Source organism: Fluviicoccus sp. (assembly GCF_030646115.1).
Lineage (GTDB): Bacteria > Pseudomonadota > Gammaproteobacteria > Pseudomonadales > Moraxellaceae > Fluviicoccus.
Genome location: NZ_JAUSMX010000032.1, coordinates 123833 through 149869 on the forward strand (window position 1 = coordinate 123833; position 26037 = coordinate 149869).

At 61.4% G+C, this 26037-nt stretch carries 21 protein-coding genes and 2 tRNA genes; 16 read left to right on the forward strand and 7 right to left on the reverse strand.

Translation table 11 applies throughout. The features are described from left to right. Positions 1–5 precede the first annotated feature (5 nt). The 5 genes from bamE to Q7T36_RS17705 form a co-directional block, all read right to left on the reverse strand. Positions 6–359 (reverse strand): outer membrane protein assembly factor BamE, encoded by a 354-nt coding sequence (bamE, locus tag Q7T36_RS17685; RefSeq protein ID WP_304851958.1) that lies wholly within the window; start codon positions 357–359, stop codon positions 6–8. A gap of 87 nt (positions 360–446) precedes the next feature. Then, the gene (locus Q7T36_RS17690) at positions 447–2144 is read right to left on the reverse strand and encodes a monovalent cation:proton antiporter-2 (CPA2) family protein (RefSeq protein WP_304851961.1); all 1698 of its coding nucleotides are present in this window, start codon (positions 2142–2144) and stop codon (positions 447–449) included. A 93-nt stretch (positions 2145–2237) separates the two neighbouring features. Further along, entirely contained in the window at positions 2238–3173 is a 936-nt protein-coding gene (locus Q7T36_RS17695; RefSeq protein ID WP_304851964.1) for a transglutaminase family protein, read from the reverse strand. A 1-nt stretch (position 3174) separates the two neighbouring features. Further along, positions 3175–5730, reverse strand: coding sequence for a circularly permuted type 2 ATP-grasp protein (locus tag Q7T36_RS17700; protein ID WP_304851967.1), 2556 nt, complete (start codon positions 5728–5730; stop codon positions 3175–3177). Beyond that, positions 5727–9023, reverse strand: a complete 3297-nt coding sequence (locus Q7T36_RS17705) for a DUF2126 domain-containing protein (RefSeq protein WP_304851970.1) — start codon at positions 9021–9023, stop codon at positions 5727–5729. Before Q7T36_RS17705 ends, Q7T36_RS17700 begins: the two co-directional genes overlap by 4 nt. Before the next feature lie 228 nt (positions 9024–9251). Here Q7T36_RS17705 and Q7T36_RS17710 point away from each other — a divergent pair, with 228 nt between their 5' ends. Then, positions 9252–10682 (forward strand): hypothetical protein, encoded by a 1431-nt coding sequence (locus Q7T36_RS17710; RefSeq protein ID WP_304851972.1) that lies wholly within the window; start codon positions 9252–9254, stop codon positions 10680–10682. A gap of 35 nt (positions 10683–10717) precedes the next feature. Beyond that, positions 10718–11755: a M14 family metallopeptidase gene (locus Q7T36_RS17715; RefSeq protein WP_304851975.1), complete on the forward strand. Its 1038-nt coding sequence runs from the start codon at positions 10718–10720 to the stop codon at positions 11753–11755. Positions 11756–11759: 4 nt separating this feature from the next. Here the strand turns inward: Q7T36_RS17715 and Q7T36_RS17720 are convergent, their stop codons facing one another. After that, positions 11760–12485, reverse strand: a complete 726-nt coding sequence (locus Q7T36_RS17720; RefSeq protein ID WP_304851978.1) for an START domain-containing protein — start codon at positions 12483–12485, stop codon at positions 11760–11762. 71 nt (positions 12486–12556) lie between these two features. Next, entirely contained in the window at positions 12557–12871 is a 315-nt protein-coding gene (gene yhbY, locus Q7T36_RS17725) for a ribosome assembly RNA-binding protein YhbY (protein WP_304851981.1), read from the reverse strand. A 66-nt stretch (positions 12872–12937) separates the two neighbouring features. Between yhbY and rlmE the strand changes: the two genes are divergently transcribed. The 14 genes from rlmE (at position 12938) to rpsO (ending at position 26006) form a co-directional block, all read left to right on the forward strand. After that, positions 12938–13582 (forward strand): 23S rRNA (uridine(2552)-2'-O)-methyltransferase RlmE, encoded by a 645-nt coding sequence (rlmE, locus tag Q7T36_RS17730; protein ID WP_304852053.1) that lies wholly within the window; start codon positions 12938–12940, stop codon positions 13580–13582. A gap of 81 nt (positions 13583–13663) precedes the next feature. Then, positions 13664–15568, forward strand: a complete 1905-nt coding sequence (gene ftsH / locus Q7T36_RS17735) for an ATP-dependent zinc metalloprotease FtsH (protein WP_370690147.1) — start codon at positions 13664–13666, stop codon at positions 15566–15568. Then, a complete protein-coding gene (gene folP, locus Q7T36_RS17740; protein WP_304851984.1) occupies positions 15568–16416 on the forward strand; it encodes a dihydropteroate synthase in 849 nt (282 codons plus the stop codon). The genes ftsH and folP overlap by 1 nt, the downstream gene beginning before the upstream one ends. Then, positions 16413–17750, forward strand: coding sequence for a phosphoglucosamine mutase (gene glmM, locus Q7T36_RS17745; protein ID WP_304851987.1), 1338 nt, complete (start codon positions 16413–16415; stop codon positions 17748–17750). Before folP ends, glmM begins: the two co-directional genes overlap by 4 nt. A gap of 21 nt (positions 17751–17771) precedes the next feature. After that, the gene (gene tpiA / locus Q7T36_RS17750; protein ID WP_304851991.1) at positions 17772–18527 is read left to right on the forward strand and encodes a triose-phosphate isomerase; all 756 of its coding nucleotides are present in this window, start codon (positions 17772–17774) and stop codon (positions 18525–18527) included. Between the two features lie 15 nt (positions 18528–18542). Next, positions 18543–19118 (forward strand): preprotein translocase subunit SecG, encoded by a 576-nt coding sequence (secG, locus tag Q7T36_RS18045; RefSeq protein WP_370690148.1) that lies wholly within the window; start codon positions 18543–18545, stop codon positions 19116–19118. A 29-nt stretch (positions 19119–19147) separates the two neighbouring features. Then, a tRNA-Leu gene (locus Q7T36_RS17760) sits at positions 19148–19232 on the forward strand. 92 nt (positions 19233–19324) lie between these two features. Next, positions 19325–19401: transfer RNA gene (locus tag Q7T36_RS17765), tRNA-Met, on the forward strand. A gap of 121 nt (positions 19402–19522) precedes the next feature. Beyond that, on the forward strand, positions 19523–19984 hold the full coding sequence (gene rimP / locus Q7T36_RS17770) for a ribosome maturation factor RimP (RefSeq protein WP_304851994.1): 462 nt from the start codon (positions 19523–19525) through the stop codon (positions 19982–19984). Positions 19985–20008: 24 nt separating this feature from the next. Further along, on the forward strand, positions 20009–21478 hold the full coding sequence (gene nusA / locus Q7T36_RS17775; RefSeq protein ID WP_304851997.1) for a transcription termination factor NusA: 1470 nt from the start codon (positions 20009–20011) through the stop codon (positions 21476–21478). Between the two features lie 37 nt (positions 21479–21515). Further along, a complete protein-coding gene (gene infB / locus Q7T36_RS17780) occupies positions 21516–24245 on the forward strand; it encodes a translation initiation factor IF-2 (protein WP_304852000.1) in 2730 nt (909 codons plus the stop codon). 63 nt (positions 24246–24308) lie between these two features. Further along, positions 24309–24692 (forward strand): 30S ribosome-binding factor RbfA, encoded by a 384-nt coding sequence (gene rbfA / locus Q7T36_RS17785; RefSeq protein WP_304852002.1) that lies wholly within the window; start codon positions 24309–24311, stop codon positions 24690–24692. Positions 24693–24711: 19 nt separating this feature from the next. After that, complete coding sequence (truB, locus tag Q7T36_RS17790; protein WP_304852005.1) at positions 24712–25635, forward strand: tRNA pseudouridine(55) synthase TruB; 924 nt, start codon at positions 24712–24714, stop codon at positions 25633–25635. 101 nt (positions 25636–25736) lie between these two features. Then, on the forward strand, positions 25737–26006 hold the full coding sequence (gene rpsO, locus Q7T36_RS17795; protein ID WP_304852008.1) for a 30S ribosomal protein S15: 270 nt from the start codon (positions 25737–25739) through the stop codon (positions 26004–26006). The last annotated feature ends 31 nt before the right edge of the window (positions 26007–26037 follow it).

The window sequence follows — 26037 nt, forward strand, 5'->3', positions numbered from 1 at the left end:
GACGCTTAACGTGCGGGCGGAAACAGCACCGGCTTGATGGCCTGTTCGCAATGCTCGGGCGTCTTGCCGTCGTCAACAAGGGCAGTCAGTTGGCGGGCGTTGGTGACCTTGCCGTCATAAAACATCACTACCGCATACTCATGGGCGGTTTTACCGCTGCGGCAATAGTGCCAGGCGTCGGCGCGGGTGTTGAATTCGGCCTTGGCCGGTTCGCCCAGCATGCGGCGCACGGTTTCCTTGCTCATGCCGGGTTCCAGACGGGAGACGAGGTTGATGGGGTCAATGTCGGGGGAGCGGAAGGTGGAACACCCCGCTAGGGCAGTCAGGATGAGGGTGAGTCCCAAGCTCGGTTTTTTCATGGCGGAGTGATCCTTTGACCAGTGTGGATGGCGATTCGCCGCCATGCTAAGAGGATGGGTGGCTGAATGCAATTGCCCTTTGGTTTTTCACATCCGCAGCCGCTCCACCTGCCACGCCCGCTGTGCTTCCAGATGCCGCCGCACCGTATCTTCCGGCACACCCATGCTGGCCAGCGCCCGCCCGGCCAGTTGCAGGGCGGCCTCCACCGCTTCAGGAATGACCTCGGTGGCGCCCAGTTGCAACAGGCGCATGGCGTGCGGAGTGTCGCGGGCGCGGGCGAATACCGGTAACAGCGGCCATGCCTGGCGGACCGTCTTGACAATCTGTTCCGCCGCCTCGGGGTGATCCAGAGTCACCAGCAGCGCCCGGGCGCGATCGGGATGCGCCTTGCGCAGCAGCTCCAGCCGCGAGGCGTCGCCGAAATACACCGGGATGCCCGCCGCGTGCGCCTGTTCGACATGCTCGGCATGGCGGTCCAGCGCTACGAAAGGAATGCCTTCCGCTTCCAGGATGCGCGCCAGCATACGGCCCACCCGGCCAAAACCGGCGATGATGACATGCCCGGCAAGATCACCGGGCAAGTCCGTCCCGGAGGAAGCTGCCGGTGCGCCCGTCGGCTTCATTTGCCGGGCCAGGCGGCCGGCGGCGAAGGCAACCAGCGGTGTCACTGCCATGGACAGCCCGGTCACGATCAGCATGAAGTGGCCGGTTTCAGTGGGCAGGATGCTTAATTGCATGGCCAATCCCACCACCACGAAGGCGAATTCGCCTCCTTGTCCCAGCAGCAGGCCCGTCTCCACCGCCGTGGTTCGCGGTATGCGGAAGGCCAGCGCCAGTGCGGCGATGATGCCGCCTTTGATCAGGAACAGTCCGGCAACCGAGGCGGCAATCCAGAGGGCATCGCGGCCGACTATCCGGTAGTCGATACCCATACCCACAGACATGAAGAACAGCCCCAGCAGCAGCCCTTTGAACGGTTCAATGGTGACTTCCACCTCATGCCGGAATTCGGTTTCCGCCATCAGCAAACCGGCCAGAAAAGCCCCGAGCGCCATGGACAGCCCGCCCGCACCGGTGAGGGCGGAGGCGGCGAGGATAATCAGCAGCGTGGTGGCGGTGAACATGTCCGGGCTGCGGGTGCGCGCTACCATATGCAGCACCGGGCGCATCAGGCGGGTGCCCAAGGTATAAATAATGGCAATGACGGCGGTGGCCTGACCCAGTGAGATCAGCAGTTCTGTACCGACATCGTCGGTATGGGGATGGCCGAGCAGGCCGACCAGGAACAGGATGGGCACCACCGCCAGATCCTGCATCAGCAGGATGGCGAAGCTGGTCTGGCCCAGAGGGTAGCCCAGTTGGCGGCGTTCCACCAGCAACTGCATGACAATGGCGGTGGAGGAGAGAGCCAGGCAACTGCCCAGCACCACCGAGGCGGCGAGGCTGTTGCCAAACGTATACGCCACGCCGCCGATAAGCCCGGCCGTGAGCAGGACTTGCAGCGCGCCCAGGCCGAACACCAGCCGGCGCATGGCCCAAAGTCGGTCCAGCGACAGTTCCAGGCCGATCATGAACATCAGGAAGATCACGCCCAGTTCCGCCAGCGCCTGCACTCCTTGAAGGTCGGTGATGGTGAAATCAGACAGCCAGGGGAGGGTGTCGGTGAACAGGCCGAGTCCGAAGGGGCCGATCAGGCCGCCGATGGCCAGATAGGCCAGCACGCCGGGCACGCGGATGCGTTGCAGCAGCGGCACCAGGATGCCCGCCGTCAGCAGGAAGATCATGGATTCGCGGAGGAATCCGAGGTCGTGTGCTTCCACGTTATACGAAGTCGAAGAGTGCTGAGGGAGATGGATTATGGGGCCGGTTCGGCGGGCTTACCAAGCATTGTTTGGTATCGGCGCATCCCGGGCCGGGCCGTCTTCCGTTTCCGGCATCACCGTCACCCACACATCCAGTTCGTGGTCGCCGCCGCCCAGAATGACGCCGCGCAAGGGTGAGACATCGCTGAAGTCGCGGCCCCAGGCCAGGGTGAGGTGCTCCGTTCCGGGCACCACATCATTGGTGGGGTCGAAGTCAGTCCAGCCCGCATCCGGGCACCACACCGATATCCAGGCATGCGAGGCGTCGGCGCCGATCAGTCGCGGCTGGCCGGGCGGCGGCTGGGTCAGCAGGTAGCCGCTGACATAGCGGGCGGGGATGCCCAGCGCGCGCAGGCAGGCCAGCATCAGGTGCGCAAAGTCCTGGCAGACGCCGCGCTTGCGTTCCAGCACTTCGGTCAGCGGCGTAGCGACGTGGGTGGCTTCGGGGTCGAAGGTGAATTCTTCGTGGATGCGCGACATCAGCGCTTCCACGGCTTCCAGCAGCGGCCGCTGCGGGGTGAAGCTTTTCAGGGCGTAGTCGGCAAAGACATGCTTGATGCGGATGTAGGGGGATTCCTGCCGGTAACGCAAGGCTTCCAGCTGTTCAGAATCAATCGGGCCGCTGTGGTAGCAGCAGTCTTCAACGACCTTTTCCCAGGCCGGTGAGTCTTCAAAGGCCATCAGCCGGGGGCGTTCCATCACCTCCAGGTGCATTTCGGCGCAGACATTGAGCACGGTATGCGGCTGGTTGATTTCCAGCCGGGTGCAGGGATTGCCGAAGCTGTCCTCGCCGTTGTAGCGCCGCACCGGCAGCGGCGATACGGTCAGCGAGCGGCTGTGGACGCGCTGCCAGGGCATGTCGCGTGGTTCCAGATGCAACAGTTGTTGCGACAGCGACACCGGCCAGCGGTAGCGGTATTCGGTTTCGTGGATGACGCGGTAGGCGGGCATGTCAGGTGGATACCGTGGGGTGGCTGATGCTGTCGACATGCGCAAAATAGCGCAGCGTCAGCTGGTCGGAAAGGCCGAGACCCGCCCGGGCGATGTCGTGTAACAGGTGTGCCAGAATGGCCAGCGCCTTCGGCAGCCGTTTGGGATACTGCATTTCACTTTCCAGCACCCCCAGATCCAGGGTCGCCAGTTGGTCGCGAATGGCGGCCAGGCCGTAATCCTCGTCGTCGCCGATATGCCGCAGCGACGACACCAGCTTGTCCAGTTGGTAGATCAGGGCATGCGGGTTGGCCGGATCCAGCAGAATCAGGTCCAGCACCGGAATCAGTTGTGCGGTGGACAGGTAGCGGCTGCGGTAGGTGATGGTGCTGTCGGCCAGTTCCAGCAGCCAGTCGAGGCCGGTCTGGCCAGTGGCGGCCGGGGTTTCCAGCAGCCGCGCAATGGCCGAGGCCAGGAATTGCAGCCGTTCCAGCCGCCGTCCGATCATCAGGAAGCGCCAGCTGTTGTCCTGGGTCATGTCGTCCATGGCGAAACCGGCCAGCGACGACAGCGACATCAGCAGCCGGTCGAGGAAGACCAGCGATTCACCGATGGCCATGGCGCCCGGCCGCAGTTGGTCGGCCTCCTGCTCCAGATCGACAATGGCAATCCAGTTCTCGTGCGACAGCCGGCTCCGCACCTGTGAGGCGGACCAGATCAGCGAGCCCAGTGAGCCGCGCAGGCTGCCGCCTTCACTTTCACACAGCGAGGCGGTCAGTTTCAGCGCCGGGTCGTCATCTTCTTCCAGAATGCCCAGAAAGCGGCAGGTGTCCAGCGCCACTTCCAGACCGGAATCGCCGTCCCCGGCCACTTCCACCAGCCGCGACAATGCCGAGCGCAGCAGCCGCGCGTTGTTGTCGCAGCGCTCGGCGTAGCGGCCCAGCCAGAACATGTTTTCCGCCACCCGTGACGGCAGGTAGGGGTCCTGGCGCAGCAAGTCGCTGACGCCCAGCGGCCGCACGGTCGGCGTTTCGCGGCGGGTGCTGGGGCTGAAGCAGACCCAGGTGTCCTTGCTGATGCCGCCGCGCTGCATCGACACCACTTCCTGCGATTCCTTGCCCGCCACGCGGGTCAGGCCGCCGGGCATCACCAGCCAGCCCTTTTCGGTGGCGACGGCATAAACCCGCATCGCGGCCGAACGGGACGTGAACCGGCCTTCGGAGCTCTGCCAGACCGGGGCCAGCGACAGCTGCTTCAGCTCTTGCGCCACATAGGCGTAAGGCCGGCGGGATATGCGCTGGCGAATCTCGGCCATGCCCTTTTTGTCCAGCAGCTTGCCGAACACCGGCCCGAAGCGCTGGGAGGGGAAGGCGGGCTTGATCACCAGTTCGGGCAACCGCTCCAGGGCTTCTTCCTGCGCCGGGGCTTCACCGCACCACCAAGTGTCCAGCGACGGCATTTCCAGCGTCTCGCCGGTCAGGAACTTGGCGATGCGCGGCAGGAAACCGTGCAGGCCGGGGGTTTCCAGCACGCCTGAGCCGAGGGCGTTGGCAATCAGCACGGTTCCGGCGCGGGCCGCTTCCAGCAGGCCGGGCACGCCCAGCGCCGAGTCGCTGCGCAGTTCCAGCGGATCGCAGAAGTCATCATCCAGACGGCGGAAGATGGCGTGCACCCGCTTCAGACCGTTCAGCGTCTTCAGGTACACCACCGACTGGCGCACCGTCAGGTCGTTGCCTTCCACCAGCGGCATGGCCAGCTGACGCGCCAGGTAGATGTGCTCAAAGTAGGTTTCGTTATAGCGTCCGGGGGTCAGCAGCACCGTCAGCGGCGGTTCGCCCATGGTCGGGGCCAGCCGGGTCAGCGTCTGTTGCAGTCCCTGGAAGAAACCGGTCAGCGCCTGCACCTGCAGCTGCTTGTATTGTTCGGGGAAGGCGCGGGCGACGATCTGCCGGTTTTCCAGCGCATAACCCATGCCGGACGGGGCCTGCGTGCGGTCCGCCATCACCGACCAGTGGCCGTCGGGGCCGCGCGCCAGATCGGCGGCGTACACATGCAGGAACAGGCCGCCGGGCGGCTCCAGCCCCACGCAGGGCCACAGGAAGTTGTTGTGGCCGTAAACCAGTTCCGGGGGAAGAAGACCTTCCGCCAGCAGCGTTTGCGGACCATAGAGGTCGGCCAGCACCCGGTTCAGCAGTTCAGCGCGCTGGGCAATGCCGGAAGCGATTTCCTGCCATTCCGCCGCCGGGATCAGATTGGGCACCGAACCCAGCCGCCAGGGGCGGCTGGTGTCGGTAGCGGTGCTGTAGATGTTGTAAGTAATGCCGTTTTCCTTGACCAGCCGCTCCACCAGCTCGGTGCGGTGCTGCATCTGCTCCGGCGTCATCGCCGACAGCAGGGCGTGGAAGTCGCGCCAGTGCGGGCGAACCTCACCCTCGGCCGTGAATATCTCATGATAACGGTCGGGTTCGTCGGGCAGGGGTGCAAACAAATCGGTCATGGCAGGCGTGGTTTCCGGGACACCCGGACGCGCGCCCTGGCGGGCCAGGGCGCGGGCGTTGCGGATCAGGGTGTCAATCAAAGTCGGTTGGCACGCAAGTCTAGCACGAAGGGGAAGTCAGGCGACCGGTTGATCTGCGGAACCGCCAGTCGTCCCGGGGTATGCCCCAGCCGGAAGAAGCGCGCCAGACGGCGGCTTTCGGCTTCGAAGGCATTGACCGGGAAGGTATCGTAGCTGCGGCCACCGGGGTGCATTACGTGGTACTGGCAACCGCCCAGCGAGCGTTTCTGCCAGGAGTCCACCAGATCAAAGGTCAACGGAGAGTCCACGCCAATGGTCGGATGCAGGCAGGACGGCGGTTGCCAGGCCCGATAACGCACGCCTCCGACGAATTCCCCGACCGTGCCGGTCGCCTGCAGCGGCACCGGCCGCCCGTTGCACATCAGCACATAACGGTCCGGGGCCATGCCGCTCACCTTGACCTGTACCCGTTCCACAGAGGAATCGACAAAACGCACCGTACCGCCGGGTGAACCTTCCTCGCCCATCACATGCCAGGGTTCCAGGGCATGCCGAACTTCCAGCGCCATGCCTTTCACCGCAAAATCGCCGTATTTGGGGAATCGGAATTCAAAATGGGCGTCGAACCATTCCGGACGGAAGTCATAACCCGATCCCTGCAAGTCCTGAATCACATCCTCGAAATCCTGCTTGACGAAATGCGGCAGCAGGAAACGGTCGTGCAGTTCGGTGCCCCAGCGGGTCAGGCGCTCCGGGGCATAAGGTTCTTCCCAGAAGTGCGCCAGCAGCGCCCGCAACAGCAGTTGCTGCGCCAGGCTCATCCGCGCATGCGGCGGCATTTCAAAGGCGCGCAGTTCCAGCAGGCCCAGGCGGCCGGTGGGGCCGTCCGGTGAGTACAGCTTGTCGATACAGAATTCAGCGCGATGGGTGTTACCGGTCACGTCAATCAGCAGGTTGCGCAACAAGCGGTCCACCAGCCACGGCGGGCAACTCGATCCCGGTTGCGGGAACTGCTTGAAGGCGACTTCCAGTTCATAAAGCGAGTCATTACGGGCTTCGTCCACGCGCGGCGCCTGGGATGTCGGGCCGATGAACAGACCCGAAAAGAGGTAGGACAGCGACGGATGGTTGTGCCAGTAGCTGACCAGGCTTCGCAGCAGGTCGGGGCGGCGCAGGAACGGCGAATCGCCGGTGGTGGCGCCGCCCATCACGAAATGATTGCCGCCGCCGGTGCCGGTATGGCGGCCGTCCACCATGAATTTCTCGGTGGTCAGCCGTGACTGGTGCGCTGCCTCATACAGGTGGGTGGTGCGTTCCACCAGATCGCCCCAGTCCGCCGCCGGATGGATGTTGACTTCAATGACGCCGGGGTCAGGGGTGATGCGGAAATTCGTCAGGCGCGGGTCGGAAGGCGGTTCGTAACCCTCCATGATCACCGGCATGCCCAGCGACGCAGCGGTGGCCTCAATGGCGGCGACCAGCTCCAGGTAGTCGTCCAGCTGCACCAGCGGCGGCATGAACAGGTACAGCTTGCCGTCCCGCGGTTCGGCGCACAGGGCGGTGCGGGTCAGTTGCGCGGCGGATTTCTTCTTCTCGGGCACGGTTTTCAGCACTTCGCCGGGATGAGCGTTATGCTGGGACTGATAGCGCAGGGTGGCGTGCGACTTCAGGCGGCCAAAGGTCTGCGCCGGGTCCGGCTGGTGAATGTAGGGATAATCGCCTTCGCTGACCCAGGGCTGTCCGTCCAGCGGCAGGCGATAGCCGATCGGGGAATCGCCGGGAATCAGGAAGCAGTGTTCCCCGCGCAGGAACCACGGTCCGGTTTGCCAGGCGTCGGTGCGGGCGCTGCGCGCCAGCGGCAACACATGGCCGATCACTTTCTCCAGCCCTTGGCTGAAGACCTTCGCCATGCGCTCCCGCTCCATGGGATCGCTCAGGCGGGAATCCAGCGGATCGACGTTGACCGGCAGCTTGCGTTCCTTCCACAGGTAATAAAAGACGTCCTCATAAGCCGGAAAGACATACTGGCTGTCGAGGCCGAGGCGGGCGGCCAGTCCGTGCAGGAATTCGGCGGCCAGCGCGGCATCCGCCCCGTATTGTTTGCGTTCGTCGGCATAAAGGCTGTTGTCCAGCCACACCGGCTCGCCATCCTTGCGCCAATAGCAGTTCAGCGACCAGCGCGGCAGTTGCTCGCCGGGATACCACTTGCCTTGCCCGAAATGACACAACCCCTGCGGGGCATACTTGTTGCGCAGACGGTTGTACAGTTCCAGCGCCCGGTAGCGCTTGGTGGGGCCGAGGGCGGCGGTGTTCCATTCCTCACCGTCGGGATCATCCACCGCGACAAAGGTCGGCTCGCCGCCCATGGTCAGGCGCACGTCGCGTTCGCGCAGGTGGCGGTCAATATCGTGTCCCAGCGCTTCAATGGCCGCCCATTGCTCTTCGGAATAGGGTTTGGTGACGCGCGGGGCCTCCCAGATGCGCTCCACCTTCATGTGGTGTGCGAATTCCACTTCGCAGGGGTCTGTCAGGCCGCTGATCGGCGCGGCGGAGGAGGGTTCGGGACTGCAGGCCAGCGGCAGATGCCCTTCACCTGCAAACAGGCCGGAGGTCGGGTCCAGCCCCACCCAGCCCGCACCCGGCAGGTAGACCTCGCACCAGGCGTGCAGGTCGGTGAAGTCGGCGCTGGGGCCGGACGGGCCGTCCAGCGCCTTCACATCCGCCGTCAGCTGGATCAGGTAGCCGGACACAAAACGCGCCGCCATGCCCAGATGCCGCAGCAGTTGCACCAGCAGCCAGGCCGAATCGCGGCAGGAGCCGGAGCCATTTTCCAGCGTTTCCTCCGGCGACTGCACCCCCGGCTCCATCCGGATCAGGTAGTTCACGTCCTGATAGACGCGCTGGTTCAATTCCACCAGGAAATTGACAGTGGTCTTCGGCTCTCGCGGCACTTTTGCCAGATACTCACTGAAGCGCGGCGACAGCGGCAGGGTCACCAGATACGGGGCCAGCTCGTGCAGCAACGCCGGGTCCTGGTAATCAAAAGGAATCTTTTCGGCATGCGGTTCCAGGAAGAAGTCGAAGGGATTGATCACCGACAGTTCGGCAACCAGATCCACCTCGATGCGCAATTCTTGCGTGGTTTCCGGGAAAACCAGACGCGCCAGATAATTGGACTGCGGGTCCTGTTGCCAGTTGATGAAGTGCTTTTCCGGCGTCACTTTCAAGGAATAGGACAGGATGCGGGTGCGGCAGTGCGGCGCCGGACGCAGGCGCACAATTTGCGGCCCGACATTGATGGCGCGGTCATAGCGGTAGTGCGTGACATGGTTCAGGGCAACATGGATGGACACGGTAAGCTCCCGTCTGCGGAATGGGCAGGTATCCCATCGCCTCAGCAAGAGTTGTGCCATGCCATTCTGACAAAAATATGGCACGGGTGGCGCTTTGAGTGCGCCAAAACAATGCGCATGCACCGCGACAGTGCAGAAACAGGGCTGTTTCATCCATCGTGGCGGCTCATTCCCGCCGCTCATCCTGCGGGTGTATGATTTACAGATAAAGCATGCGGATTTAACGGCATGGGTGAAGAAATCGGCAGAACCCGGTTTACGCCGGCGGATGTGACCCGTTTCAATGAGCGGTTGGCACAGGAAACGCAGTGTCTGGAAGGCTGGTTCCGGGATGGCGTGTTTTCGGAGAGCGGCTATTCCTGGGGGGTCGAGGTCGAAAGCTGGCTGCTTGACCATGATTATTTTCCCAATCCCGCCAATGAGGTTTTCCTCAACAAGCTCAGGCATCCGCTGGTGGTGCATGAGCTCTCGCGCTTCAATGTTGAATTGAACACACCGCCGCTGGATTTCAGTCTTGACACCTTCCAGCGGGCGGATCGCCAGTTGCGCGAGCTTTGGGAGCACTGCAATCGGGTGGCGCACGGGCTGGATGCCAATATGCTGCTCATCGGCACCTTGCCCGCCATCCGCCAGTCCGACCTGACGCTGGCCAATATCTCGGTAGTGAAGCGTTATCAGGCCCTGAACAGCGAAGTCTTGCGCGCCCGGCAGGGAATGCCCTTCGAGCTGGACATCCAGGGCCGCGACCATCTGCACCTGGTGCATGAGGATGTCATGCTGGAAGCCGGCACCACCTCCTTCCAGATCCATCTCAAGACGCCGGCAAGACTGGCGCACCGCTATTACAACGCCTCGTTGATGGCGGTGGGGCCGGTGCTGGCCGTTTGCGGTAATTCGCCTTTCCTGTTTGGCCATGACCTGTGGGCGGAGACCCGGATTCCCCTGTTCGAACAGTCCATCGGCCTTGGCGGCCGCCTGCCGGACAGCGAGCGGGTCGGCTTTGGTCGCGGTTATATTGATTCGGTCATGGAATTGTTCCGTGAGAACCGGGAGGAATACCCGGCCTTGCTGCCCCTGGGATTCGACGAGCCGCCGGAAGCCCTGCGCCACCTGCGTCTGCACAACGGCACCATCTGGCGCTGGAACCGTCCGCTGATCGGTTTCGAGGAGGATGGCCAACCGCATCTGCGCCTGGAATTCCGTTGCCTGCCTGCCGGGCCCTCATTGACCGACATGGTGGCCAATGCCGCGCTTTTTCTGGGGCTGGTGCATGGCTGGGTCATGCAGGATGTTGACACCTCAGGCTTGCTGCCCTTTGCCGATGCCCGCGCCAATTTCTATGCCGCCGCCCGCGACGGAATGGACGCCCCCTTGCGTTGGGCCGGAAAAGACGGCATGCCGGTTCGACGCTTGTGGCTGAATGAATTGCTGCCGATGGCCCGGTCCGGATTGCGCGAATTCGGCATCGGCAGCGTGGATATCCACCGTTATCTGGATGTGATCGCTGGCCGTATCGAGTCCGGAATGACCGGTGCGGTCTGGCAGCGCCAGGCCCTGAAGCGCTGCGGGGGCGATATTCCCCGCTTCATGGCGGCGTATGCGGAGTGCCAGCGCAGCGCAGCGCCCGTCCACCAATGGCCGTTGCCGTCCGGCGGCTGAACGCGACAACCCCATGTTCTCAGGAGATTTCACTCATGCCCCGCCTGCACCTGCTGGATTCATTGCCGCCTGACTTGCTGGCCATGACCGCTCCGGAACTGGCAACCCGTCTGCCGGGACCGACACTGGTTCATCTGCCCGGACGCCATGCCAGGCCGCTGTTTGTGTCCGTTCTGCTGCATGGCAACGAGGATACCGGCTGGGATGCGGTGCGGGAGGTGCTGCAACGCTATCAGGGGCGGGAGTTGCCGCGCGCCATGTCGCTGTTCATCGGCAACATCCATGCAGCGGCGGCGGGGGTGCGTACCTTGCCGGGGCAGAGCGACTTCAACCGTGTCTGGCCGGGAACCTGTGTGCCGGAAGCGGCGGAAGCCGCCATTATGGCTGACGTGGTGGCGATCATGCGTGAACTTCAGCCCTTCGCCAGCATCGACATCCACAACAATACCGGTCTCAATCCGCATTACGCCTGTCTTAACCGGCTGGATACCCGCTTTTTCCATTTGGCGCGGCTGTTTTCCCGCATCGCTGTGTATTTCAGCGAGCCGGTGGGCGTGCAGTCCATGGCCATGGCGGAGTTATGTCCGGCGGTCACCGTGGAGTGCGGCAAGGTCGGGAGTGGCAGCGGGGTGGGTCATGCCGCCGAGTTCCTCGAGGCCTGCCTGCATCTGGATCATTTTCCCGAGCATGCGCTGGCTGCCGGTGAGCTGGAGTTGTTGCAGACGGTGGCCATTCTGAAAGTGCCCGAAGGATTGTCCTTTTCCTTTGACGGTTCAGCGGCGGATATCCGGTTCCGGACGGATATTGATACGCTCAATTTTACCGAAGCGGCTCCCGGAACCCTGCTGGGCAGGGTTGGAACGCCCGGTTCCCGTTTGTCGGTGGTTCCCGGCGTGCCGGGTGAGAGCCTGCCGGCGGATTGCGTGGTGGTCGAATCCGGCAGTATCCGCCTCGGGCAGCGTCTGGTTCCCGCCATGCTGACGCGGGACCCGCAAGCGGTGCGGCTGGATTGCCTCTGCTATCTGATGCGGCGCATTGATGACCAAGGCAATCCCGTGCAGTCCCGTCCCTGATGCATCAGGGCAAGTTCTCCGTGTTGTAGACCGGGAAGGGCAGTGGGTCCCGCGATAACCGGTATTCCGCCTCGTTGGCGATCCGCTGCATGGCCAGCATCACCGCATAGGGCGCAGTGCGCTGCACCAGGTTGGCGGCCCACGGCGGCACCACGCCGCCCGGATCAAAGTAGCCTTCCACCTGCATCTGCACCTGATTATTGGGTAACGGCCAGAAACGGATTGTCATTTCCTCGGCGACCACCCGCACCAGCGGCGGTTTGGCCGGAATCATATCGGGCACGGCCGTGGTCTTCAGCAGCACATACGGTCGGCCCTTGCCTTGGGGCTCCACCGTCGCCTTGAGCACGGTGTCGCGGTCCGGGAGGCCGTAAGGGGCGTCGTGGGTCATGTAGACGAAATATTCGGTGGCCGAGTCCTTCCGCAACAACCGGGCTTCATGGGTCTTCCAGAACCACTTCGGATAATTCTCGAAATCGAGCAGCACCCGTGCCAGTGGTTCCATGCGGGTTTCCAGCACGGCTTCCACCTTGAACGAGCGGTAGCGCTTGCCGTCTTCCAGGCGGGCATAGGTGCGGATCTTGCGCATCCGGTCGTTTTTGACCAGCAGCCATTCCGTGCTGAGTCGGGTGCGCAGGGCATCCAGTTCATTGCCATCGTCTTTGGCCTTTGCGGGGCCGGTGGCGAATGTTGCCAGCAATAGGGTCAGGGTCAGCAGGATTTTGATCATGGCGCTTCAGGGCCCGGGATTATTATGTAAAGGCGGTCTGCCTTGTGACTGACCGCCCGGTTGTCGCAAGGCTAAGCGTGGTTGTGCCGCATGACGTTGGAAAGCTTGGGATGCGGTTGCTTGGCGGCCCGGTACAGCAGCACCAGCTTGCCGATGACCTGCACCGCCTCGCTGCGGGTTTGCGCCGTAATGGCGTCAATGACGGCGCGACGGGCCTCGCGGTCCTCGCCGCCGATGCGCACCTTGATCAGCTCATGGTCTTCCAGGGCGCGTTCGATTTCCGCCATCACGCCCTCGGTCAGCCCTTGGCCCCCCAGCATGACAACGGGATTCAGCTGGTGGCCGATCTGGCGGAAGCGTTTTTTCTCGGTAATGGACAAAGGCATGGCGGAAAGACTCGAAACTTGATAAAAAGAGCGGTTATTTTAACCCAAGTTCAGGTTTCACGCATTGTGGCGGTACGCATCAACAACCGGAATCTCAGTAAAAGCAGCAAGGATTGGCTGAAAGAGCATTTCGAAGACGTTTATGTCCAGCGGGCGCAGAAGGACGGCTATCGCGCACGCGCGGCCTACAAGCTGCTGGAAATCCAGGAAAAGGACAAAATCATCCGTCCGGGCATGACAGTGGTCGACCTCGGAGCGGCCCCCGGCAGCTGGTCGCAGATTGCTGCCCGGATTGTGGGCGTCAATGGTATGGTTATTGCCTCAGATATCCTGGAGATGGATGCCTTGCCCGGCGTCACCTTCCTGCAAGGCGATTTCCGTGAGGAAGAAGTCTTTGCGCAGTTGCTGGATACGCTTAATGGCCGTCCGGTCGACCTTGTAATTTCAGATATGGCCCCCAATACTTCCGGTAATACGGCAGTTGATCAGCCGCGCGCCTTTTACCTGTGTGAACTGGCGCTGGATTTCGCCGTGCGGGTGTTGAAGCCGGGTGGCCAGTTCCTGGTCAAGGTCTTCCAGGGGGAGGGCTACGACGAGTACCGCAAGGCGGTCCAGGATAATTTCGCCACCCTGAAAAGCCGCAAGCCCGATGCTTCGCGGTCGCGTTCACGAGAAATGTACTTGCTGGCCGGCGGATTCAAGGCAAAATAGCCTTGGCCTGCGGTCGGCGGCCGGGCCCCCAATCGGGGATTGTGGCTTCCAAGCAGTTGTAATGCCTAAGGATTGTGACCCTTGAACGACATGATGAAAAATTTGCTGCTGTGGCTGGCCATCGCCGGTATCCTGGTTTTTGTGTTCAGCAATTTCAATCAGCAGACGCCGACCAAAAATCTGAACTACTCCGAGTTTGTCAGTTCGGTCGGTAATGGCGAGGTCAAGCGCGTGCGCATTGACGGCCTCACCATTGCCGGTGAAAAGATGAACGGTGACAAATTCGAAACGGTGCGGCCTTCCATTGCCGACCCCGAACTGATGGGCAAGTTGCTGGAAAAGAACGTCAGCGTTGAAGGCGCCGCTCCCGAGCAGCAGAGCGTCTGGATGCAGTTGCTGGTCGCCAGCTTCCCGGTGGTGCTCATTGTGTTGCTGTTCATGTTCTTCATGCGGCAGATGCAGGGCGGCGGCGGCGGCGGTCGCGGCGGTCCCATGACCTTCGGCAAGTCGCGGGCGCGCATGCTGTCCGAAGACCAGATCAAGACCACCTTCGGCGATGTCGCCGGGTGTGATGAAGCCAAGCAGGATGTGCAGGAAATTGTTGAATTCCTGCGCGATCCCTCGAAATTCCAGCGTCTGGGCGGCAAGATACCGCGCGGCATGCTGTTGGTCGGTCCTCCCGGCACCGGCAAGACCCTGCTGGCCAAGGCCATCGCCGGCGAGGCCAAGGTGCCGTTCTTCACCATCTCCGGTTCTGATTTTGTTGAAATGTTTGTCGGGGTTGGCGCGTCCCGGGTCCGGGATATGTTTGAGCAGGCCAAGAAGCAGGCTCCCTGTATCGTCTTTATTGATGAAATTGATGCGGTTGGCCGCCAGCGCGGCGCCGGTCTGGGCGGTGGTCATGACGAGCGCGAGCAGACCCTGAACCAGTTGCTGGTGGAAATGGACGGTTTTGAAGGCAATGAAGGCATCATTATCGTTGCGGCGACCAACCGTCCGGATGTGCTGGATGTCGCCTTGCTGCGTCCGGGCCGTTTTGACCGCCAGGTTGTGGTCGGCCTGCCCGATATTCGCGGCCGCGAGCAGATTCTCAAGGTGCACATGCGCAAGGTGCCGCTGGGTGATGATGTCAATCCGGGCCTCATAGCGCGCGGCACACCGGGATTTTCCGGCGCCGATCTCGCCAATCTGGTCAATGAAGCCGCTTTGTTTGCCGCCCGCAGCAGTAACAATACGGTCGGCATGCGCGAGTTTGAGTTGGCCAAGGACAAGATACTGATGGGCGCCGAGCGCAAATCAATGGTCATGTCCGAGGAAGAAAAGCGCAACACCGCCTATCACGAAGCAGGCCATGCCATTGTCGGCCGCCTGTTGCCCGACCATGATCCGGTTTACAAGGTCTCCATCATTCCCCGCGGGCGGGCGCTGGGGGTCACCATGTTCCTGCCCGAAATGGATCGTTATTCCCGGTCCAAGCGCGGCATTGAATCGATGATCTGCTCCTTGTTTGGCGGCCGCATAGCCGAGGAGTTGACGCTGGGATTCGACGGCGTCACCACCGGCGCTTCCAATGATATCCAGCGCGCCACCGAACTGGCCCGGAACATGGTCACCAAGTGGGGGTTGTCCGAAAAGCTGGGCCCCATGCTCTACGATGAAGAAGAGGGCGAGGTTTTCCTGGGCCGGTCCGTGACCCAGCGCAAGAATGTGTCAGCGCAGACTGCCATGGATATCGATAATGAAATCCGGGCCGTCATTGACCGCTGCTATAACCAGGCCAAGGAGATGCTGGTCAGTCATCGTGAAATGCTCGATGCCATGGCCGAGGCCTTGATGAAATTCGAGACCATTGATTCCAGCCAGATTGACGACATCATGGCAGGCAAACCGGCGCGGGCCCCGCAAGACACCTCCGGGAATGATGCTGGCAAGGATCGCGACGGCAAGGTATCTATCGACAAGCCCAATCCGGATACGCCGGGCTGATGAAGCCAGGGTTGCAATGTGGCAGTCGTTGGCTTGATCTGTCGCATCCGGTCATTATGGGGGTGCTTAATGTCACCCCCGATTCCTTTTCTGACGGGGGGCGTTTCGTGCGCCCGGATGACGCCTTGCGCCAGGCGGAGCAGATGCTGGCGGAAGGCGCGTCGCTGCTTGATCTGGGTGCGGAGTCCACTCGTCCCGGTGCAGCGGTGGTCAGTGCCCAGCAGGAACTTGACCGCCTGTTGCCGGTGCTGGAGGCCATAGCCGCCCGCTTTGACACCATCCTCTCTGTAGATACCTCTTGTCCTGAAGTGATGACCGAGTCGGCTGCCCGTGGCGCCGGGCTGATCAATGACGTGCGTTCATTGCAGCGTGACGGGGCGCTGGCGGCCGCGGCGGCCACCGGCCTGCCGGTCTGCCTCATGCATATGCAGGGTCAGCCTTCTACCATGCAACAGTCTCCGCAATACCGGGATATCATTGCCGAAGTCCGGGACTGGCTGGAGCGGCGTGTGGATGAGTGTGTACAGGGCGGCATCGCCCGCTCACGCTTGCTGATAGATCCGGGTTTCGGCTTTGGCAAGACAGCCGGGCACAATCTGGAGTTATTGGCCCGGTTGCGGGAAGTCCGGGTCGGGGGGCTGCCGCTGCTGGCCGGCATGTCCCGGAAAAGCATGCTGGGGGCCGTCCTCAACGGCGCTCCGGTGGATCAGCGTCTATTCGCGGGAGTTGCCGCCGCCGCCTTGGCGGTTGAGCGCGGCGCTTCGATTATCCGCACCCACGATGTAAAGGCCACCCGTGAAGCGGTGGCGGTGGCGGCGGCCTTGTTGCCTTGGGAGAACAAAAAATGAGCCGACAGTATTTTGGAACAGATGGCGTGCGTGGCCGGGTCGGCGAGATGCCTATTGTCCCGGAATTCGCCATGAAGCTGGGTTGGGCGGCGGGAAAAGTGCTGGCGGCCAGCGGCAAACCATCGGTGGTTATCGGCAAAGATACCCGCTTGTCAGGCTATATGCTGGAAGCTGCCCTGCACTCTGGGCTTTCCGCCGCCGGGGTCGATGTGCGCTTGCTGGGCCCGATGCCGACACCGGCCGTTGCCCATTTGGCCCGGGCCTTTCACGCCAGCGCCGGCGTAGTCATTTCCGCCTCGCACAATCCTTATTATGACAACGGCATCAAATTTTTTTCGGCTGACGGCAAGAAATTGCCCGATTCGATTGAACGTGAAATCGAGGACTGGCTGGAAAAGCCCATGACCATCGACAATCCGGATGCGGTCGGCAAAACATTGCGCCAGGAAGATGCCAAGGGTCGCTATATTGAGTTCTGCAAGGCCAGTTTTCCTTACCACCTGAGCTTGCGCGGGCTGAAAATTGTGGTGGATTGCGCCCACGGCGCCACCTACCAGGTTGGACCTGCCGTGTTCCGGGAGCTGGGCGCGCAAGTCATTACCGTGGGGTGCGAGCCGAACGGTCTCAACATCAATGCCGAATGCGGTTCCACGCATCCGCAGGCTCTGCAGGCCTCGGTGCTGGTCAATAAAGCCGATTTGGGTATCGCCTTTGACGGCGACGGTGACCGGATTGTCATGGTTGATCATACCGGTTCGGTGGTGGATGGTGACGAAATTATTTTTATGATTGCCCGCGCACGCATGGATGACGGCCAGCCATTGCAGGGTGTGGTCGGCACTTTGATGAGCAACATGGGCATGGAGGTCGCCTTGCGTGATGTGGGTCTGGAATTTGTGCGGGCCAAGGTCGGTGACCGCTATGTCATGGAACAGCTCACGCAACGCGGCTGGACGCTGGGCGGAGAGGGCTCGGGGCATGTGGTCTGTTTGGATAAAACCACGACCGGCGACGCCATCATTGCTTCCCTGCAGGTGTTGACAGCCGTGGTGCGCAGCGGCCGTTCCCTTCAGGAACTGCGTCAGGGCATGATTAAATTTCCCCAGCAGCTGATCAATGTCAAGATAGGCCAGAAATCCGATCCGATGCAGAATGCCCTGGTCAAGGATGCTGTTGCGCAGGTTGAATCCGAACTCGGCGCACGTGGACGCGTCCTGTTGCGCGCCTCGGGCACCGAGCCGGTAATCCGGGTCATGGTGGAAGGAGAGCACCAGTCCCAGATCAGCCGCCTCTGCCAGCATCTGGCGGATGTGGTGCGGTCGGCGCTGGCCTGATTTAATCCGGAGTAACGGTACATGAGTCAAAGACTTCCGAAGCTGGTGATCGGCAATTGGAAAATGAACGGCAGTCATGCCGCCAACGCCCGGCTGTTGCGACAGTTGCTTGACGCTGGCTTGCGCGGCGCAGCGGTTGCTCCTCCTTTTGTGCATCTTGGGCAGGCTGCCTTGCAGCTCGCGGGATCAGGAGTGTTTCTGGCGGCGCAGGATGTGGCGGCAGAGGCTGGTTCGGGTGCGTTCACCGGTGAGGTGTCGGCGAGAATGCTGGCCGAAACCGGTGTCCGTTACGTGATCACCGGGCATTCCGAGCGTCGCCAGTATTACGGCGAAACGGACAGTTTGGTGGCCCGCAAAAGCCTGCGGGTTCGCGAAGCAGGCATGATCCCGGTCATTTGTGTCGGTGAAACCCTGGCTCAGCGCGAGAGTGGCAACGCTCTGGCCGTTGTTGCCGGGCAATTGCAGGCGATCATGGACGAGGGCGGTGTCGACTTGTTGTCCGGTGCGGTGCTGGCCTATGAGCCGGTCTGGGCCATCGGCACCGGTCGCACCGCCACCCCCGAAGACGCACAGACCATGCATCACCATTTGCGCGCCACGGTCGCCGCCCGGAATGCCGGAATCGCCGCCGGTCTGTGCATCCTTTACGGCGGCAGTGTAAAAGCAGATAATGCCGCCTCTCTTTTTGCCATGCCGGACATCGACGGCGCTCTTGTGGGCGGCGCATCCTTGCAGGCCAATGATTTCATCGCCATCTGCCATGCGGCAGAGGCATAACCGCCGGAAACCTTCATGGAAAATTTCATTCTCGTGGTGCATGTGCTGATCGCTATTGCCATGACGGGCTTCATCCTGTTGCAGCAGGGCAAGGGCGCTGAAATGGGTGCGTCCTTCGGCGCAGGCTCTTCGCAAACCGTATTTGGCAGCGCCGGTTCAGCTGGCTTTCTGACTAAGGCCACAGCTGTACTGGCGCTGATTTTTTTCGCAACCAGTATCACACTGGCCATTTTCGCCAAGAAAAAGGTGGAGCGGGTCGCCATGCCCTTTATCCCTGCGGCTGCGGTGGTTGAAAAGGCTCCGGCGGCCCCCGCCAATGCGGATGTGCCGTCAGCGGCGGCCAGCCAGCCCGTGGCTCCGGCGGCGGTCGTGACGGCTGTCCCTGCGCCCGTGGCTCCGGTAGCGGCTCCGGCTCCTGCCGCCGCGCCCGTGGCGGCAGCGCCAAAGCCTTCCCCTGTGGTAAAGAAGGCGGTGGCTCCTGAGCCTGTGACGCCTGCCCCTGCGGCCGCTGCCCCGGCGACTGAGCCGACGCCGTCCGCGCCAGTCGCAGAAACCCCGGCGGAACCCGCCGTTGGGACTAGCAATCCGTAAAGGAGTCGGTTAGACTTGCTGCCCTGTCCGCGGGGGTGGTGGAATTGGTAGACACGCTACCTTGAGGTGGTAGTGGCGCAAGCCGTGGGGGTTCAAGTCCCCCCTTCCGCACCAGACCAAGGTTTGGCAAGGGCAGGAAAAACGAAGTCAGTGAAATAAGTTGTTGACTTCATTAGGATGCGGGGTTATATTCTCGCTCCTGTTGTTGCGGGGTGGAGCAGTCTGGTAGCTCGTCGGGCTCATAACCCGAAGGTCGTTGGTTCAAATCCAGCCCCCGCTACCATATTCCGAGGTCTGAAAAAGCCCACATCTGTGTGGGTTTTTTTTCAGGCAGCGTTTGGCGGTTTGCCGCCGGATGCATGAAATGGGCCTTGGTGCCCATTTTTTGTTTTTGAGGTTTGTGCATGGCGGTATCGCAAAAAGTCCAGAAACTGACGGATATGCTGGCTCCTGCTGTGGCAGCCTGCGGTTTCGAGTTGTGGGGCATTGAATTTTTTCCCCAGGGTAAGCGCTCTTGCTTGCGCATCTACATTGACGGCCCTGAAGGGGTGACGGTTGATGGTTGTGCGATGGTCAGTCATCAGGCGAGCGGCATTCTGGATGTCGAGGATCCCGTGGCCGGCGAATACACGCTGGAAGTGTCTTCTCCTGGTTGGGATCGTCCCTTGTTTTCCTTGTCGCAATACGAGCGCTTTGTGGGTGGTGAGGTGTTGTTGCGCCTGCTGGCGCCACTGAACGGCCGTCGTCGCTACAAGGGGGTGTTGCAGCAGGTGCAGGGTGAAACCCTGGAGTTGTTGTCGGAGGGGCAGGTGGTTCTTGTGCCGTTTGCGCAGGTCGACAAAGCCAATGTGGTTCCCAGTGTTTAAGCGTTCTTGTTTCAGGAAATCAGCATGAGCAAAGAAATCCTGTTGGTGGCTGAGTCCGTCAGCAATGAAAAAGGCGTTCCCCGCGAGGCGATTTTCGATGCGCTGGAACAGGCTCTCGTGGCGGCAACCCGCAAAAAATACAATATTGACGAGATGGATGTCCGTGTCGTCATTAATCGCAAGACCGGCGATTATGATACCTATCGCCGCTGGACGGTGGTTGCTGATGAAGATCATGAAATGCCCGCCCAGCAGTTGGCGATCAGTGATGTCGAAGAGCGCGGCCTGAAGTTGGGTGATGTCGTGGAGGAGCAGATTCCCTCCATCGAGTTCGGGCGCATTGCTGCACAGACTGCCAAGCAGGTCATGGTGCAGAAAGTGCGTGAGGCTGAGCGGGCCCTGGTGGTTGATGCATACCGCCAGCGTATCGGCGACATGCTGACCGGCGAAGTCAAAAAAATTACACGTGACGGTGTTATTGTTGATCTTGGCAATAATGCCGAGGGCTATCTGGCGCGTGACCAGATGCTGCCCAAGGAAAATTTCCGCCTGAAGGAGCGGGTCAGCGGCATTCTGGATTCGGTCAATAATGAAATGCGCGGCGCCCAGTTGCTGCTGTCGCGGACCTGTCCGGAGATGCTCATTTCCCTGTTCCGCAAGGAAGTGCCGGAAATCGGCGAAGAAATCATCGAGATCAAGGGTGCTGCCCGCGATCCCGGCGTGCGCGCCAAGATTGCCGTCAAGACCAATGATCATCGCATTGATCCGGTCGGTGCCTGTGTCGGTATGCGCGGCACCCGTGTGCAGGCGGTAACCAGTGAGTTGGGCGGCGAACGGGTGGATATCGTGCTGTGGGATGATAATCCTGCGCAATTTGTCATTAACTCCCTGCAGCCGGCTGAAGTGGTCTCTATCATTATGGATGAGGATGCACACGCCATGGATGTGGCGGTTGAGTCTGACCAGTTGGCGCAAACCATTGGTCGCGCCGGCCAGAACGTGCGTCTGGCCTCCGAGTTGACCGGCTGGCGTCTCAATGTGATGACGATTGACGAAGCCAACGCCAAGCAGGCCAATGAAGCCCGCCAGTACGTGGACGGGTTCATGCGTGATTTGGGTGTGGATGAGGATATTGCCAATATTCTGGTCAGCGAAGGATTCACCACGCTGGAAGAAGTTGCCTATATCCCGATTGAAGAGATGCTGGCGATCGTCGATTTCGATGAAGAAATTGTCGCGACCCTGCGTCAACGAGCCAAGGATGCCCTGCTTACCCAGGCGCTGGTGTCCGAGGAAAAGGCCGAACCGGCCGAAGATTTGCTGTCGATGGAAGGCATGACCCGCCAGCTGGCCTATGCGCTGGCTGCCCGTGGGGTGATCAGCATGGAAGACCTTGCTGAACAGGCTATCGACGACATTGCCGATATTGACGGAATGGGGGCTGAAAAAGCCGCTCGTCTGATCATGAAAGCCCGCGAACCCTGGTTCCAGTAACCCTTGCCGGTAACCCCGTTTTGGAGTGACGCGCCACATGGCTGATACAACTGTCAAACAACTTGCGCAACTCATTGACCGCTCGGTCGAGACGCTTGTTGCCCAGATGCAGGAGGCGGGATTGACCCGTCGCGGTTCTGACGATCTGGTTACGGATGCCGAGAAGCAGCAGCTGCTTTCTCATTTGAAGCGCAGCCATGGCGGCACAATAGCCGACGATGACGCCCGGCAGATTTCCCTCAAGCGCAAGACGGTCAGCACCATCAAGACCACGCCTTCGACCGGTGGCAAGGCCAAGACGGTCAGCGTCGAAGTGCGCAAGACCCGCACCTTTGTGAAGCCTTCCGACGAGGCTGCTGCTCAGGAAGCCGCACGCAAGGCGGAAGAGGCGGCGCGTCTGGCTGCGGAGGCGGCGGAAGCCGCGCGTCGGCAGGCTGCCGAAGAGGCTGCCCGTCAGGCCCCTGTCAGCGCCCCTGTCAGCGCCCCTGTCGCCGACAGTGAGCCGTCCGGCGAAGTGTCGGCGGCGGGTGATGCCCCGCGCAAGGCGGCAGAGTCCGGCCGTGACAAGAAGCTGACTGTTCCGAAGCCCGCCACGGTCAAGAAATCCGAAACACCCGAGCAGCGCGCCCAGCGCGAAGCGGAAGAGGCTCGTCGGCGTGCGGCTGATGAGGCCCGCAAGGCTCAGGAGACCGCTGTTCGCAAGGCTGCTGAAGAGAAGGCCCGGTTACGGACCCTGGAGCAGGCGCAGAAAATCGCTGCCGATCTGGCTGCCCGTCCGGACTCCGGAACTGCAACTGAAGACGTGCCCTTGGCGCGCGGTCTGGTAGGGCGTGCTTTCGAAGACTCCTTCGCCAAGGAAGACCGCGAGATCCGTCGGGGCGGTAACACCACGCGCGGCGGCAAGAACAAGGGTGGCAAGAAGCGCGAAGAAGAGCATAACTACCGGCCGGCCCAGCGGGCCCTGAGCTCGGCGCTGTCTAAACAGCACGGCTTTGAAAAGCCGGTCGAAAAACAGGTTTACAAGGTCAAGATTGCTGAATCCATCCTGGTTGCGGATCTTGCCCAGCAGATGGCGGTAAAGGCGAAAGAAGTCACCCGCGTGTTGATGAAGATGGGAGAAGTATTGACCCCGAACCAGCCCATTGACCAGGCGACCGCCGCATTGGTGGTCGAGGAAATGGGGCATCAGCCGGAATACGTCAGCTCCACGGCCATGGAAGACTCCCTGAAGGAGTCCATGGCGCATGACGGCGAAGCCATTACCCGTCCGCCGGTCGTCACCATCATGGGTCACGTCGACCATGGCAAGACCTCGTTGCTGGACTATATCCGGCGCGCCAAGGTGGCCTCCGGGGAAGCCGGTGGTATTACCCAGCACATCGGCGCTTATCATGTGACCACGCCTCGCGGCGTGATCACCTTCCTGGATACGCCGGGCCACGCTGCCTTCACCTCCATGCGCGCCCGTGGCGCCAAGGCGACGGATATCGTTGTGCTGGTCGTGGCGGCCGATGACGGCGTCATGCCGCAAACCGTTGAGGCCATCGATCATGCCCGCGCCGCCGGTGTGCCGATCATTGTCGCCATCAACAAGATGGACAAGGAATCGGCGGACCCTGATCGCGTATTGAACGAGTTGACGGTCAAGCAGGTGGTGCCGGAAGAATGGGGTGGCGACACTCCGATTGCCAAGGTTTCGGCGCACAGCGGTCAGGGCATCGACGAATTGCTCGAAATCATCCTGATCCAGGCTGAACTGCTGGAGCTGACTGCAGTCGAAGACGGCACTGCCCAAGGCGTTGTGATCGAGGCCCGGGTCGAGAAAGGCCGTGGCGCGGTTGCGACCGTGCTCGTGCAGAAGGGCACCTTGCGCACCGGTGACCTGGTGCTGGCCGGCCAGCATTATGGCCGTGTCCGCGCCATGATTGACGAACTTGGCAAGCCGACCAAATCGGCAGGCCCGTCCATTCCGGTGGAAATCCTCGGATTGCCGGAAGCGCCGAATGCCGGTGATGAATTCATGGTTGTGGATGACGAGCGCAAGGCGCGCGAAGTCGCGGAGTTCCGCACCAACAAGGAACGCCAGGCCAAGATGGAACTGCATCAGGGCATGAAGCTGGAAAACCTGTTCGCCACCATGGGCAAGCAGGAAGTTCCTTCCGTCAACATCGTGTTGAAGACAGATGTTCGCGGTTCACTGGAAGCGATCGCCCAAGCCTTGAATGATCTCAGCGTTGCCGATGTACGGGTACGGATCGTCAGCTCTGGCGTAGGCGCCATTACCGAGTCGGATGTGAATCTGGCCGAATCGACTGGCGCTGTCATCCTGGGCTTCAACGTCCGGGCCGACAACGCCGCGCGCCTGAAGTGCCAGCAGGATGAAATCGATCTGCGCTACTACAGCGTCATCTATGAAATGATTGATGACGTCAAGGCGGCCATGTCGGGTCTGCTGTCACCGGAACACCGTGAGCATATCCTGGGTGTGGCCCAGGTGCGTAACGTGTTCCGTTCCTCGCGCTTCGGTGCGGCGGCCGGTTGCATGGTGCTGGAAGGCATTGCCTACCGCAACAAGCCGATCCGCGTACTGCGTGATGAAGTGGTGGTCTTTCAGGGTGAGCTTGAGTCGCTGCGCCGCTTCAAGGACGACGTCCATGAAGTGCGTCACGGAATGGAATGCGGTATGGCCGTGAAGGGCTATAACGACATCCGTGAAGGTGACAAGATCGAAGTCTACGAAGTGCACGAAATCAAGCGCACGCTCTAACTGTCGCACCCCTACGGCCATGATCCCTCCCTGGGACATGGCCGTTTTTGCCGGAGACACCCCTTGAGCCAGCGAATACAGCGTATCGCCGACCAGATCCAGCGTGAAATGGCCGACCTTATCCGCAATGAACTGAAAGACCCCCGTCTGGGCATGGTCACGGTTTCCGCTGTCCGGGTCAGCAAGGACATGGGTTATGCCGATGTCTATGTCACGGTCATGGGCCAAAACCTGGATGAGGATTTTGCTCCCAGCATCGCGGTCCTGAACAATGCTGCCGGATTCCTGCGCGGTGAGCTAGGTCGGCGGCTGATGGTGCGCATGATTCCCCGCCTGCGTTTTCATTATGACGAGGCCACCTCGCGCGGCAACCGTATGTCCGCCCTGATCAATCAGGCCATTGCCGAGGATGAAGCCCATCACTCCTCCGATACGGACGAAGCCTGATTTCTCCCGGTAATCCCTCTTGAACAAGCCCAGACGTCCGCGCCGCCCGCTCGACGGCATCCTGCTGTTTGACAAGCCGCAAGGCATGTCCTCCAATCAAGCCTTGCAAAAAGTCCGTTGGTTATTCCAGGCGGAAAAGGCCGGCCATACCGGTAGTCTTGATCCGCTGGCAACCGGCCTGCTGCCCATCTGCTTCGGCGAGGCCACCAAGTTTTCCCAGCATTTGCTGGATGCCGACAAGGTCTATCGCGCCCGCATGCGGCTGGGGCAGAAAACGACCACGTCAGACGCTGAAGGCGAAGTGATCGCCGAACATCCAGTGCCGCGTCTCACCCGTACTGAAATCGACGCCGTGCTGACGAACTTTCGCGGCAACCTCACGCAAGTTCCGTCCATGTTCTCCGCCCTGAAAAAAGACGGGCGCCCGCTCTACGAGTTGGCCCGGCAGGGAATTGAAGTGGAGCGTGAGGCGAGACCTATCCGCATTGACCGCCTGGATGTCCTGCAAGTAGAACCCGAATTCTGGGACATCGAAGTCGCCTGCAGCAAAGGCACCTATATCCGCAATCTGGTTGAAGATATTGGCGAAGCCTTGGGTTGCGGCGCGCATGTGGCGGCCTTGCGCCGACTGGCCAGCGGTCCCTTCCGTCTGCAAGGAGGCGTCACGCTCGAAGCTCTGGAGCGGCTGGGCGGGGAGGGTGGGCTGGAGGCGCTGGATCGCCTGCTATTGCCACCCTGGGCGGCTGTTGACGATTATCCGAAACTGGAGTTGACGGAGACGGCTTCGTTTTACCTGCTGCGTGGCCAGCCGGTTCAGGTGCGCGGTTTGCCGCCTTCCGGTAAGGAAGTCCTGGTTTTTGGCCCGGAGCAACGTTTTCTGGGGATGGGAGTCGTCAGTGATGACGGTTTGCTCGCCCCCCGCCGGTTGTTACGTACACAATAGACGTGGCAATCGCCGGAATGAACCGATAAAATACCGCGCACGCTGGCTGTAGAGATGCACGGCCAGACGCCCTTTCCCTAGCATCTCGTGGAGATAACACCATGGCTCTTACTGTAGCCCAGAAAGCTGAAATCATCGCCAAGTTTGCCCGCGTCGAAAATGACACTGGTTCTCCTGAAGTGCAGGTTGCACTGCTGTCGGCCCAGATCGATGATCTGCAGTCGCACTTCAAGGCGCACAAGCACGATCACCACTCCCGTCGCGGTCTGATCCGCATGGTCAACCAGCGCCGCAAGCTGCTGGATTACCTGAACGGCAAGGATCATGGCCGCTACGTCGCCCTGATCCAGACACTGGGCCTGCGCCGCTAAGCAAGCCTGTAACGGGGAGCTCAGGCTCCCC